This is a genomic window from Actinomadura fulvescens, from assembly GCF_039533225.1.
GTDB lineage: Bacteria > Actinomycetota > Actinomycetes > Streptosporangiales > Streptosporangiaceae > Spirillospora > Spirillospora fulvescens.
The window spans coordinates 308739-322794 of sequence record NZ_BAAATD010000006.1 but is presented as its reverse complement, the minus strand read 5'-3'; the positions used below and the strand labels follow the sequence as shown (position 1 = coordinate 322794).

General features: G+C 72.9%; 7 protein-coding genes. 6 read left to right on the top strand and 1 reads right to left on the bottom strand.

Annotated features, from left to right (window positions below):
• Positions 1 to 38 precede the first annotated feature (38 nt).
• On the bottom strand, positions 39 to 614 hold the full coding sequence (locus ABD333_RS23770; protein WP_344544234.1) for a PadR family transcriptional regulator: 576 nt from the start codon (positions 612 to 614) through the stop codon (positions 39 to 41).
• A gap of 68 nt (positions 615 to 682) precedes the next feature.
• Between ABD333_RS23770 and ABD333_RS23765 the strand changes: the two genes are divergently transcribed.
• Genes ABD333_RS23765 through ABD333_RS23740 form a run of 6 tightly spaced genes read left to right on the top strand, consistent with a single transcriptional unit; the run spans position 683 to position 14056 of the window.
• Entirely contained in the window at positions 683 to 1306 is a 624-nt protein-coding gene (locus ABD333_RS23765; RefSeq protein ID WP_344544232.1) for an SGNH/GDSL hydrolase family protein, read from the top strand.
• Positions 1303 to 2895 carry an acyl-CoA carboxylase subunit beta gene (locus ABD333_RS23760; RefSeq protein ID WP_344544231.1) on the top strand — a complete coding sequence of 531 codons (1593 nt, stop codon included), beginning with the start codon at positions 1303 to 1305 and terminating at the stop codon, positions 2893 to 2895. Before ABD333_RS23765 ends, ABD333_RS23760 begins: the two co-directional genes overlap by 4 nt.
• Positions 2896 to 2918: 23 nt before the next feature.
• On the top strand, positions 2919 to 3785 hold the full coding sequence (locus ABD333_RS23755; protein ID WP_344544229.1) for a thioesterase domain-containing protein: 867 nt from the start codon (positions 2919 to 2921) through the stop codon (positions 3783 to 3785).
• Complete coding sequence (locus ABD333_RS23750) at positions 3782 to 10267, top strand: SDR family NAD(P)-dependent oxidoreductase (RefSeq protein WP_344544228.1); 6486 nt, start codon at positions 3782 to 3784, stop codon at positions 10265 to 10267. The genes ABD333_RS23755 and ABD333_RS23750 overlap by 4 nt, the downstream gene beginning before the upstream one ends.
• Positions 10251 to 12509 carry a hotdog family protein gene (locus ABD333_RS23745; RefSeq protein WP_344544227.1) on the top strand — a complete coding sequence of 753 codons (2259 nt, stop codon included), beginning with the start codon at positions 10251 to 10253 and terminating at the stop codon, positions 12507 to 12509. The genes ABD333_RS23750 and ABD333_RS23745 overlap by 17 nt, the downstream gene beginning before the upstream one ends.
• On the top strand, positions 12506 to 14056 hold the full coding sequence (locus tag ABD333_RS23740; RefSeq protein WP_344544225.1) for a PfaD family polyunsaturated fatty acid/polyketide biosynthesis protein: 1551 nt from the start codon (positions 12506 to 12508) through the stop codon (positions 14054 to 14056). Before ABD333_RS23745 ends, ABD333_RS23740 begins: the two co-directional genes overlap by 4 nt.

Here is a 14056-nt window from a genome sequence, read left to right as displayed (position 1 = left end):
GGCTTCGGACGCGGCTCCGGCGCGGCTCCGGACGAGATTCATCCGGCATTGTCCGCGCGGAACCGCGCCGCCTCGTCCGCGGCCATCTCACGCCAGAAGTCCAGCGCGGTGCGTTCCAGCCGGATGCCGAACTCCAGGGCGGTCAGCCGCGTCGGGTAGGCGGAGATGTCCCGGTACTTCTCCATCAGCTCGTTGAGGGCCGCGAGCTGGCGGGCGTGGTAGTCGGCCTGCGCCTCGGCCATCGCGTGCGCCTGGCTCGCACCGGTGTGCGGTCCGAGCAGGAACAGCTTCAGCAGCGCCAGGTCACGGCGCTCGATCATGTGCGCCGAGGTCTCGCCGAGCCAGGACATCAGCTCGGCACGGCCCGCCGCCGAGATCCGGTACAGCCGGCGGCGGCGGCCGGTGGTCTCCTGCTCCTCGGTCAGCAGGCCGGCGGCGACGAGCTGCGGCGGCGCCTGGTAGAGCGCGGTGTGCGAGAAGGTCCAGAAGTGGCTGATGGTCCTCTCGACCTCGCGCTTCAGGTCATAGGACGTGCACGGCTCCAGCTGCACGACAAGCCCGAGGATCAGGTACTCGACCGTCGAGTAGGAGCTCTGCTCGTCTCTCGTTGACATGCTGAGAAGCCTATCGTAAAGTTTTAATGATTCACTCTGAACCATTCATAGCAAATGGTAAGGATCGCATGATGTCGAAGTCGATCTATGTCGCCATCGGTGACAGCCTCACGGCCGGCAAGGGCGATCGCGATCCCGAAGGCCGGCCCATCGGCTGGGCGCTGCGGCTGAGCAGGCTGCTGACCGCCCGCACCGGCACCCCCTTCGAGTTCGTGAACCGGGCCGTCAACCGCGCCACGATCGCCGACGTTCTCGCCGTGCAGGTTCCCGGGCTCGCCGCGTCGCACCCCGACCTGATCACCGTCTCCATCGGCATCAACGACATCCGCGGCTCGTTCCAGCGCGAGGCGTTCGCGCGCGGCGTGGACGAGGTCTTCGGCGTCGCCGCCGCGACCGGCGCGACCGTCGCGACCATGACGCTGCCCGACATCGTGTCGATGCTGCCGCTGCCCGCCGAGCTGCTGCCCATGGCCAAGGAGCTGATGGAGCAGGCGAACGCGGCCATCCGCGACGCGGCCGACGCGCACGGCGTGCTCTACGTGGACGCCTGGTACGCCGACGAGGTCGCCGAACCCGCGTTCTGGAGCGAGGACCGCGTGCACCCCAACGCCAGCGGCCACACCCTCATCGCCGAAGCCTTCGCCGATCTGCTGGAGGCGTCGAGCACCCTCGCCGGCGTGGGCAAGCGATGAGGAAGGAGCCGAAGCGCCCGCCGCCCCGCGACTGGCCCGGCGTCATCGGGACCGCCGCCCGGCTGACCCATCTGGCCCGGGCCAAGGAGCGCAACCGCAACGTCGCGCCCGCCGAGGCCGCCCAGCACGCGCGCGGCAAGCTCACCGCCCGCGAGCGGCTCACGCTGCTGCTCGACGAGGACAGCTTCGTCGAGATCGACCAGCTCCGCCGCCACCAGGCGTACGGGATGGGCATGGAGAAGCGGCGCCCGCCGAGCGACGGTGTGATCACCGGGTGGGGCCGGGTGAACGGCCGCAAGGTCTTCGTGTTCGCGCACGACTTCAGCGTGCTGGGCGGGTCGCTCGGCGCGACGTTCGCCAAGAAGATCCACAAGGTGCAGGACCTCGCGATGCTCGCCGGCGCCCCGATGATCGGCATCAACGACGGCGCGGGCGCCCGCATCCAGGAGGGCGTCAACGCGCTCGCCGGATACGGCGGGATCTTCACCCGCAACGTCCGGGCGTCCGGGATCATCCCGCAGATCAGCCTGATGGCCGGGCCCTGCGCGGGCGGGGCCGCCTACTCTCCGGCGCTCACCGACTTCGTCGTCATGGTGGCGGACATCGCCAACATGTTCGTGACCGGCCCGGACGTCGTCCGCGCCGTCAGCGGCGAGGAGGTCACGACCGAGCAGCTCGGCGGCGCGAGCGTGCACGGCCGCAAGTCGGGCGTCGCGCAGCTGATCGCCCGCGACGAGAAGGACGGCATCGCCATCGTCCGGGAGCTGCTCGGCTACCTGCCCGCCAACAGCCGCGAACGGCCGCCGCGCCGCATGACCACCGACGCCGCGGACCGGCCGTGCCCGCGGCTGAGCGAGCTCGTCCCCGCCGAGCCGCGCAAGGCCTACGACGTCAAGCACGTGATCCGCGAGATGGTGGACGACGGCGAGTTCCTGGAGATCTCCGACCGGTGGGCCCGCAACATCGTCTGCGCCTTCGCCCACCTGGACGGGTACGCCGTCGGCATCGTCGCCAACCAGCCGAGCGTGATGGCGGGCACCCTGAACATCGCCGCCGCCGAGAAGGCGGCGCGGTTCGTCCGCACCTGCGACACCTTCAACATCCCGCTCGTCACGCTCGTGGACGTGCCGGGGTTCCTTCCGGGCACGGCGCAGGAGCACGACGGCCTGATCCGGCGCGGCGCGAAGCTGCTCTACGCGTACTGCGACGCGTCCGTCCCGCGCGTCTCGGTGATCCTGCGCAAGGCGTACGGCGGGGCCTACATCGTCATGGACTCCAAGTCCGTGGGCTCGGACTTCTCCTTCGCGTGGCCGACGAACGAGGTCGCGGTGATGGGCTCGCAGGCGGCCGTGGAGGTCATCCACGCCAAGGAGCTGCGCGCCTCGGACGACCCGGCGACCCGCCGGAGCGAGCTGGTCTCCGCGTACGAGACGCAGCTCATGAGCCCCTACCTGTGCGCTGAGCAAGGCCATGTGGACGACGTGATCGACCCTGCGGAGACCCGCACGGTCCTGATCCGAACCCTGGACGTCCTGCGGGACAAGAACGCCGTGCGGCCCCTGCGCAAGCACGGCAACATCCCCCTCTGACCATCGGGAAGACCGAGGCAGCGATGAGCCAGCACGACGCCGGCCGGACCGTGCTCCGCACGCTGTCCGGCGAGCCCGGCGCGGGCCGGCGGATCTGCGTCGTCCACCCCGGCACCCTTCCGGTGCAGGTCTACCGGGAGCTGGCGGGCCGGCTCGCGCCGTCCGCCGCCCTCGACGTCCTGGAGATGAGCCGGCTTCCCGCGTACCGGGCGGCGATGGCGGCCCACCGTCCCGACATCACCGTCGAGTCCCTCGCCGCCGACCTCGCCGCGCACCTCGACGGTGCCCGCCACGACCTCGTCGCCGGCTGGTCGTTCGGCGGGCTCGTCGCGCTGGCCCTCGCGGGCGGCGCCGCGCCGGTCGCGCTGCTCGACTCGGTGGCCTCCTGGCAGGACGACTCCCTGTCGGGACGGGCCGTCCGGCCCTACCAGACGGTCACCTGGTTCTGCATGTTCCTCGGCGCCCGCACCGGCCGGGCCTTCACTGTCGAACCCGACCGGCTGCGCGGCGCGCTCGACCCCGTCCTGGCCTACGTCCGCGAACGCGGCATCGAGCAGCGGGTGCTGCCCGCGGAGATGACCGTCGGCTGGCTGCACGACCTGTTCGTCGGATTCGTACGGCAGGTGCGCCGCAACGGCCGGATGGCGGAGGCGTTCCGTCCCGGCCGCGTGCCGGACCCGCTGCTGCTGATCAAACCCCGGGGCAGCCTCTTCCCCGGCGCGTCGTCGCTCGGCTGGACGGCGCTCGCCGGCGACGCACTGCGCCTCGTCCCCGGCCCCGGCGACCACTACTCCATGCTCACCGACCCCGTGGCCGTAGCGCACACGGCGGCCGTCTTCCGCTCGGTCCTCGACAGGCCGGTCCTCGACAGGCAAGGACAGATCCCGTGACCGCTCAGATCCGCGACGCCGAGCTGGACCGCCGGCTCGCCCGTACCCCCATCGCCATCGTCGGTCTCGCCGGCCTGTTCCCGGACTCCCGCGACCTGCGGGAGTTCTGGGGCAACATCGTCGCCGGGCGGGACTGCATGCGGGACGTGCCCGAGGACCACTGGAAACTCGCCGACTACTACGACGCCGACCTGTCCGTGCCGGACAAGTCGTACTGCCGGCGTGGCGGGTTCCTGCCGGAGGTGCGGTTCAGCCCGCTGGAGTTCGGGCTGCCGCCGAACACCCTCGAAGTGACCGACATCCTCCAGCTGCTCAGCCTAATCGTGGCCCGCGACGTGCTGCGCGACGCAGGCGCCGACGAGGGCACCTGGTACGACCCGGCGCGCACCGGCGCGATCGTCGGCGTCACCTGCTCGAACGCGCTGATCCAGCCGCTCGTCGCCCGGCTGCAGACGCCCGTGGTGAAGCAGGTCGTGCGCAGCTGCGGGCTGTCGGAGCAGGACGCGGAGCAGATCGCCGAGAAGTTCGTGAAGGCGTACATACCGTGGGAGGAGAACTCGTTCCCCGGGATGCTGGCGAACCTCGTCGCCGGCCGGATCGCGAACCGGTTCGACCTCGGCGCGACCAACTGCACGGTGGACGCGGCCTGCGCCAGTTCGCTCGCCGCCGTGAAGATGTCGGTCAGCGAGCTCCTCGAAGGCCGCGCCGACCTGATGATCTCGGGCGGCTGCGACGCCGAGAACACCATCTTCATGTACCTGTGCTTCAGCAAGACCCCCGCGTTCTCCAAGTCGGGGATGATCCGGCCGTTCGACGGCGCGGCCGACGGCACGCTGATCGGCGAGGGCATCGGCCTGCTGGCGCTCAAGCGCCTGGCCGACGCCGAACGCGACGGCGACCGGATCTACGCGACGATCCGCGGCATCGGCACCGCGAGCGACGGCCGCTTCAAGAGCATCTACGCGCCGCGCGCCGCCGGGCAGGTCGTCTGCCTGGACCGGGCGTACGCCGACGCCGACTGCTCGCCCGCCTCCGTCGGGCTGGTCGAGGCGCACGGCACCGGCACGGCGGTCGGCGACGCGACGGAGCTCACGGCGCTCTCCGAGGTGTTCGGCGAGGCGACCGGCGACCGGCAGTACGTCGCGGTCGGCAGCGTCAAGTCGCAGATCGGGCACACCAAGGCCGCCGCCGGCGCCGCCGGGATGATCAAGATGGCGCTGGCGCTGCACCACAAGGTGCTGCCGGCCACGATCAACTACGGCACGCCGAACCCGGCGATCGATCTGCCGGACACCGCGTTCTACGTCAACACCGAGACCGGCCCGTGGATCCGCGACCCGCGCTGGCCGCGCCGCGCCGCCGTGTCGGCGTTCGGGTTCGGCGGCACCGACTTCCACGTGGTCATGGAGGAGAACACCGAGGCCGACGGCCCGGACGAGGTCCTCCAGCCGACCGCGCGCGCCTTCCTGTGGCACGCCGCGGACGAGGCCGCCCTCGCGGCGTTGCTCGCGGACGGCGGCCTGGACGCCACGACCGACGGCGCCGTCCCGTCCGGCGACGCGCGGATCGGGTTCGCCGCCGCCCCCGGTGAGGAGGCCGAGCTCCTCGACCTCGCGCGGGCGCAGCTCCGCGACCAGGCGTCCCGCGCCGAATGGTCGCACCCGCGCGGCGTCTTCTACCGCCGCCGCGCCGCCGAACCGGCCGCGCTGAAGACGGCCGCGCTGTTCGCCGGGCAGGGCGGCCAGTACGTCGGCATGGGACGGCGGGCGGTGCTGAACGTGCCGCCCCTGCGCGCCGCGTTCGACCAGGCCAATGCCCAGTTCGACGGGACGGTCCCGGTGTCGCGGGTGGTCTACCCGCCGCCCGGCGTCGGGCACACCGAGGCGGATCTGGAGGAACGTCTCCGCCGCACCGAGTACGCCCAGCCCGCCATCTGCGCCCTCGCCGCCGGGCAGTTCCGCTATCTCAGCGCTCTCGGGTTCGCGCCGGACGGCGTGATCGGGCACAGCCTCGGCGAGCTCACGGCGCTCTGGGCGGCCGGCTGCATTCCGGACGAGGACCTGTTCCGGCTCGCGCGGGCGCGCGGCCGGGCCATGGCGCCGGCGGAGGGCAACGGCAAGGACTCGGGCGCGATGGCGATGATCGCCGCGCCGGAGGCGCGCGTCCGCCGGCTCCTGGACGGCCAGGACGAGGTCATCGTCTGCAACCACAACGCCCCCGACCAGTTCGTGGTCGGCGGCGGCACCGCGTTCGTGGACGACCTCGTCGCGCGTTGCGCCAAGGAGGGCGTCAAGGCGCAGCGGCTGCCGGTGTCGGCCGCCTTCCACACCCCGTACGTCGGGCACGCGGTCGAAGCGTTCCGGCCCGCCGTGGACCAGGCCGCGTTCCGGCCGCCCGCGCGGCCGATCTACGCCAACACCGAGGGCGCCGCCTATGGCTCCGACCCCGACGCCGCCCGGCGCGTCCTGACCGAGCAGATCGTCAACCCGGTGCACTTCGCGCCGCAGGTGCGGGCGATGTACCGCGACGGCTTCCGGGTCTTCGTGGAGTTCGGGCCGAAGCGGGTGCTGTCGCGGCTCGTCGCCACGATCCTCGCGGATCACGACGACGTCCTCGTCTACGCCATGGACGGCGGCCCCGGCCGCGACGCCGACGCGCAGCTCAAGCGGACGGCCGTCGAACTGGCCGTGCTGGGCCTGCCGGTCACCGGCATCGACCGCTACTCCGCCGCGCCACAGGCCGCGCCCGCGCCCTCCAAGCTCAGCATTCCGATCTCCGGAGTCAACATCGTGTCCGAAGCCCGCAAGGCGGCCTACCGCGACGCTCTGGCCGACGGCTACGTGATCGAGCGGCCCGCCGCCGCACCGCGACCCGCGATCGCGCCGGACGTCGCAGGCACCGCCGAACCGGTCACCCCCGGGCCGGTCGCCGCCGAACCGCTTGTCGCCGAACCGGTCGCCGCCGAACCTCTTGCCGTCGAACCGGTCGCCGCCGAGGCGCGCCCCGTCCGGCAGTCTCCGCCCGCGCCCCGGGGCTCCGCGCCCGCCGACGACCTCGTCCAGGTCGCGCGCGACCACCTCGACCTGCACACCGCCTACCTTGAGGGGCAGCTCCGCACCGCCGGGCACCTCACCCGGCTGTCGGGCAACGGCGAGGCTGCGGCGCTGGCCGACGCCGTCAAGGAACACGGCCTCGCGCTGAGCCGCACGCACACCCGCGCCAACGAGATCCTGCGCGACCTGGTGTCCGGCGCCCCCGCACAGGCCGGCCTCCCGCGGGCCGCGCCCACTCGGGCCGCGCCTGCGCAGGCCGCGCCCGAAGTGCCGGTCCAGATCCCCCAGCCCCTGGAGACCCGGGCCATCGCGCCCGCCGCACGGCCGGAGCCGATCGTCCTCGCTCCGGAACCGCCACCGGAACCGGAGGCGGTTCCCGCCTCCGCGCCTGAGCAGGGCGTCACCGGCGTGCTGCTGGAGATCGTCGCGGACAAGACCGGCTATCCGGCGGACATGCTCGAACTGGGCATGGAGATGGAGGCGGATCTGGGCATCGACTCGATCAAACGCGTCGAGATCCTCGGCGGCCTCAAGGAGCGCTACCCGGACGCGGCCACGGTCGGCCCGGAAGAGATGGCCGAGCTCCGCACTCTCGACGACATCGTCGCGCTGATCGAGCCCGACGCCGCCCGTCCCGCCGCCGTCCCGAAGGCACCACAGGTGGACGCGGCCGTGATCACCCGGGACCTGCTCGCCATCGTCGCGGACAAGACCGGCTATCCGGCGGACATGCTCGAACTGGGCATGGAGATGGAAGCGGATCTGGGCATCGACTCGATCAAACGCGTCGAGATCCTCGGCGGCCTCAAGGAGCGCTACCCGGACGCGGCCACGGTCGGCCCGGAAGAGATGGCCGAGCTCCGCACCCTCGACGACATCGTCGCGCTTCTCGCACCACAGCTCGCCTCTCCCGCCGTGGCCGTCCCGGACGCGCCCGCCGAACCGGCCCCGGCCACCGCCGCCGCGCCGCCGGCCGAGGTCGTGCGGCTCCACCCGCGCCTCACCGCCCTGCCCGCGGTCGACCGGCAGCCCGGCGCCTACACCCCCGACCCCATCGCGATCATCGTGGACGACGGCTCGCCACTGTGCGCCTCCGTCGGCGCGGAGCTGGAGAAGGCCGGCTGGGAGATCGCAGTCCTGCGGCTGCCCGGCGTCCGGCCTCGCCGCTACGAGCGCTATCGCGTCTGGGACCTCACGAGCTGGGACGAGCAGGACCTCGACGACGCCGAGGCCGCGCTCACCGGCGTGACCGAGGTGGAGCTGTGCCTGTGCCTCGCCACCGAGGTCCCCGCCACGCACGCCGAGGCGATCCGGCGGCTCACGCACTCGGTCCTGCTGGCCAAGCACATCCAGCAGCCCCTGGTCCGCGCCTCCCGGACGGCCCGATCGTCGTTCGTCACCGTGACCCGGCTGGACGGCGCGTTCGGCCTGCGCGGCGCGGACGACGATCCCGCCGCGCTGCTCGGCGGCCTCCAGGGACTGGTCAAGACCCTGGCCATCGAGACGCCCGAGCTCTTCTGCCGCGCGCTCGACATCGCACCCGGCGTGTCCGACGAGACCGCCACCCGGCTGATCCTGGACGAGCTCCACGACGTGTCCACCGGGCCAGTCGAGGTCGCCCTCGACGGCACCGGGCGGGCGACCGTGACCCTGTCCGCCGAGCCGCCGGAACGGGCGGAGAGCGCACAGGCGGAGAGCGCACAGACAGAGTCCGCGATGCCGGAGCTCGGCCGCGACGACCTGCTCGTCGTCAGCGGCGGTGCCCGCGGCGTCACCGCCGAGTGCGTCCGCGCCCTCATGGCCCGGACGCCCTGCGACCTGGTGCTGCTGGGCCGCACGGAACTCGGAGACGAACCCGAGTGGGCGGTGCTCGCCCGCGGCGAGTCCGGTCTCAAGGCCGCCGCGGCCGACCACCTGCGCGGTAACGGCGAACGCCCGAAGCCGCGCGAGGTGGACCGGCTGACCCGTGACCTGGTCGCGCGACGAGAGATCCGCGGCACGCTCGCCGCGCTGAGCGAGCTCGGCGTCGAAGTCGACTACGTCGCGGTGGACGTCACCGACCGCGCGGCCGTCGCGGGCGCCCTCGCCCCGTACGCGGGCCGGGTCACCGGCGTCGTGCACGGTGCGGGCATCCTCGCCGACCGGCTGATCGCGGAGAAGACCGCGGACGAGATCGGCCGGGTGCTGGCCGCCAAGCTCGACGGGCTCGCCAACCTCCTCGCCGGGCTCGACCCGGACGCGCTGCGGCACCTGGTCCTGTTCTCCTCGGTCGCCGGCTTCTTCGGCAACCGCGGGCAGGTGGACTACGCGATGGCGAACGCCGCGCTCAACTCGCGCGCGCTCGCCTGGAAGGTCCGCCACCCGTCCTGCCACGTCACCGCCGTGAACTGGGGCGCGTGGGCGGGCGGCATGGTCACCCCGCAGCTCCAGGCGCTGTTCGAGCAGCGCGGCGTCGGCCTGATCCCGATCGGGACCGGCGCGGCGATGTTCACCGAGCAGTTCGGCCGCGACCGCGCGCACGACGTCGTGACCGTCATCTCGCCGCCCGGCCCGCTGTCAGCGCGTCCCGCCCGCGACCCGATCACGGTGCCGGTGGCGATCGACCGCGACCTCACGGAGCTCGCCGGTGAACGCCCCATCGCCGACCACAGCCTGGCGGGCCGCCCGGTGCTGCCCACCACGGTGGCGCTCGGCTGGTGCGTCAACGCCCTGGAACGGCTCCATCCCGGCCTGACCGTCGTGGAAGCCCGCGACTTCAAGGTGTTCAAGGGCATCACGTTCGGCGACGGCCCGGCCGGCGACTTCCGGCTGCTGGCGACGCCGCAGGAGCCGTACGACGGCACGAACGTCAAGGTCATCGTGCAGAGCAGCAACGCACCGTTGTACGGCGGGGAGTTCCATCTCGCCGCCGAGGACGGAACGGGGTCGGCGACGATCGAGCTGGGCGAGCTGTCCAGCGGGGTCGAGGACGAACGTTCCCCGTACGAGGACGGCACGCTGTTCCACGGCCCGGCTCTGCGGGGCTACCGCCGGACGCTCGTGCAGGACCCGGCCCGGCTGGTCGCCGAGGCCCGGCTCGACGACGTCCTGCTCGCCTCGGGCGCCTACGCGGGCCGCCGCTTCGACCCCCTTCTCAGCGATCTGATGCTCCAGGCCCCGCTGGTCTGGGTGCGGCGGTTCCGCGACTCGGCGTGCCTGCCCGTCGGCGTCGGGCAGGTGCGGTTGTACGCCCCGATCCCGTCCGGCACGCCGTTCCTGGTGGTCGTGGACGGGATCGAGGACCACGGGACCACGGTCACGTGCACGTCCACCGCGTGCTCGGCGGACGGCGCCGTCTACGCGAGTCTCACCGGGGTCACGGTGGTGCTCAGCCGGTCCCTCGACACGAAGTTCACACAGCGAGGAATGAGCGATGTCCGCCAATCCTGACGAGATCACCTTCACGGGCGAGCCGCTGCCCGGCGGCCTTCCGTGGATCTCGGCCGCCGTGATCGAGGCTCCGCCGCCGGCCGCCGTGCCGCCGACCGTGCCGCCGCCCCGGCCGTCCACCGCCCCCGACGAGTTCCGGGCCCGGATCGTCGCGGCGCACCTGGCCGCACTGGAGGCCCAGGCCGCCCTGCTCGACCGGGCGCTGGCACCCGACACGACCGCGGGCGCCGCGTCAGGCCTCGAACCGGAGCGGGCGTCGCTCGAACCCGGTTCGGCGGACGGTCAGCTGCCCTTGGCCGTCGTTCTCGGTACCCTGCGCGCGGCGGCCGGGAACCCGTGCGACGGCACCCTCACCTTCCACGGTGACCTGCCACAGGCAGAGGAGGAACTGCACTGCGAAGACGGCCGCTTCCTCGCCGGAGAACGCCTCGTCGCCGAGCTGTCCGGGACGTCGGCACCCGTCCCCGCCGTCGTCCCGGGCAGCCGGTTCAAGCCGCTCGCGCGCACCGGCAAGCTCAGCCTGTCCACCGCCGACCTGGAGCTGCTGGCGGAGGGCCGGATCGCCGAGGTCTTCGGGCCCGCGTACGGCCAGAACAGCGGCAACCCGTCGCTCCGGCCCCGGCTGAACGGCCGGATCGACGCGATCGACCGGCACGCGGGCCGCGCCGGAACCCTGACCGCCACGCTGCCGTTCGACGACGCCGCGTCCTGGCCCGCGCTCATCGACGGCGCGGCGCGGCTCCTCCAGGTCTACCTGCTGTATCTCGGGGCGCACCTGGTGCTCCCCGACGCCAGGTTCCAGCCCGTGCCGGGCCGCGTGACCGCGTTCGCCCAGACCGGCGACGCGACCGGCGAGGCGACCGGCGAGGCGACCGGCGAGGCGACCGGCGAGCTCCGCTTCGAGCTGGAGGTCGTCGAACTCGGGCTGCTGGACCGTCCGCACGCCGTCGCCGACGTCACCGTCCACGGCGGCGGCCCCGCCCCGGTGCTGACCGTGCGCGGCCTCGGCGTGCGGATCGCGGAGAAGCCCGGCACCCCCTACCGTCCGGGACCCGGCGGCAGGGTGCCCGCGTTCCTCGGCCGCAGCAACCCGAGCGGCGAGCCGGCGCAGCTCAACGAGCTGCACATGGCGCACGCAGCCAAGGGCGACCTCGCGGTCGCGATGGGCCCGGAGTTCGAGATCTACCGCGACAGCCGTGCTCCCTACATCCCGAACGGCGACTTCCTGTTCGTCGACCGGATGATGGACTGGACCGGCGAGCGCGGCGTCCTCGAACCGGGCGCGACCATGGTCACCGAGTACGACTCCCCGGCCGACTCCTGGTATTACCGCGACAACGGCCACGCGTTCCTGCCGCACGCCGTCCTCATGGAGACCTCGCTCCAGTCGGCGGTGCTCCTCGGCTACTACCTCGGCGCCACGCTTCCCCACCCGCAGGAGCGGTTCTCGATCCGCAACCTCGACGGCCACGCGACCGTGGTCGAGGACGTCGACCTTCGTGACACGACGATCCGGCAGCACTCCACCCTGCTCGCGCACCACGACATGACGGGCGCGATCCTGCAGAAGTTCGCGTACGAGCTGTCGGTGGACGGCCGGACGTTCTACACCGGCGAGTCCATGTTCGGATACTTCACCGAGCAGGCCCTCGCCACCCAGGTCGGCCTCGATTCGGGCGCCCACGTCCCGCCCTGGCAGGACGGCCCGGACTTCCAGGGCGAGGCCCGGCGCATCGATCTGCGCGACCCGGCGCGACTTGAGAAGTACACGACCGGTGCCGGACCCCGCGGACCCCGGCTCGGCGTCCGGCAGCTCCAGCTCGTCGACTGGGTGGACCTCGTGCCCGGCGGCGGCGAGCACGGCAACGGCTACCTGCGCGGCCACCGCCACGTCGATCCCGGCGAGTGGTTCTACCGCTGCCACTTCCACCGCGACCCGGTGATGCCCGGCTCCCTCGGCGTCGAGGCGATCATCCAGGCGATGCAGCTCTACGCCATTGACACGGGTCTGGCCGACGAGCTGCCCGGCGCCGCGTTCACGCTTCCCACCGGCGTCGAGCTCGGCTGGAAGTACCGGGGGCAGATCGGCCGGGCCGACGACGAGATGGACTTCGACGTCCACATCAAGGCGATCCGCCGGGAACCCGGCCGCATCGTGCTCATCGGCGACGCGAGCCTGTGGAAGCCGGGGCTGCGCATCTACGAGCTGCGGGACCTGGCGATCGCGATGGTGTCCCGATGACCGCCGTGGCCGCCCCGCCTCCGACGCGGGCGCCGCGCCTGGATCCGGACGGCATCTACGGCGCGCTCGCCGACCTCACCCGCCCCTGCATGATCGTTCGGACCGCGGCGGGCATCGGCGCCACCAACTCCACCGCGCTCAACGGCGGGACGCTGCTCGCCGCGGCCGCTCCCGCGCCGCCCGAACGGTTCGGCGATCCCGCGTTCCTGCGCGCGCACGGCGTCCGGCAGGCGTACATGGCGGGCGCCATGGCGGGCGGCATCGCGTCCGCCGACCTGGTGATCGCGCTCGCCCGTGCCGGACTGCTCGGCTCGTTCGGCGCGGCCGGGCTGCTCCCCGACCGCACCGAGCAGGCGCTGCTGCGTTTCCAGCGGGAGATCCCCGGCCTGCCGTACTGCTGCAACCTCATCCACAGCCCGAGCGAGGAAGCCCTCGAACGCGCCACCGTGGACCTCTACCTGAGACATCGCGTCCGCAGCGTCGAGGCCGCCGCGTACCTGGACCTCACGCCGCACATCGTCCGGTACCGCGCCGCCGGGCTGGCGCGCGGCCGTGACGGCGCGACCACCGTCGCGAACCGCGTCATGGCGAAGGTGTCGCGCGCCGAGGTCGCCGACCGGTTCCTGCGGCCCCCGCCGGACGCGCTGCTGGCCCCGCTCGCCGCGGCCGGACTGATCACGGCGGAGCAGGCCGCGCTGGCGCGGACCGTCCCGGTGGCCGACGACATCACCGCCGAGGCCGACTCCGGCGGGCACACCGACCGGCGTTCCCTGACGACGCTGCTGCCCGCGCTGCTGCGGCTGCGCGACGTCCGCGCCCCCGCCGTACGGGTCGGTGCGGCGGGCGGAATCGGCGACCCGTACGGGGTCGCCGCCGCCTTCGCGATGGGAGCCGACTACGTCGTCACCGGCTCGGTGAACCAGTGCTGCACGGAGGCGGGAACCTCCGCGGCGGCCAAGGCCATGCTCGCCGAGGCCGGCGTCGCCGACTGCGAGATGGCCCCGGCCGCCGACATGTTCGAGATGGGGGTCCAGGTCCAGGTCCTGAAGAAGGCGTGCTTCTTCCCGGTCCGGGCCGCGCAGCTCCACCAGATCTACATGACCTACCCCGGCATCGAGGCGATCCCCGCCGACGTGCGCCGCCGCCTGGAGACCCAGACGTTCCAGCGTCCCCTCGCCGAGGTGTGGGCCGACACCGTCCGGTACTTCGAGGAGCGCGACCCCGCCCAGATCGAGCGCGCGCTGGACGATCCGAAACGCCGGATGGCCCTGATCTTCCGCTGGTACCTGGGGATGGCGTCGCGGTGGGCCACCTCCGGCCGCCCCGACCGCACCGTGGACTACCAGCTCTGGTGCGGGCCCGCGATGGGCGCCTTCAACGACTGGGTGCGCGGCAGTTCCCTCGAACCTCCGGCCGCCCGCCAGGCCGCGGTGATCGCGCACCACCTCATGACCGGCGCGGCGTTCCTGAACCGCGTCGCGCAACTCCGGCTCGCCGGCGTCCGGCTGCCGCCGCGGGTCACCACCTACCGGCTGCCCAAACCGTAA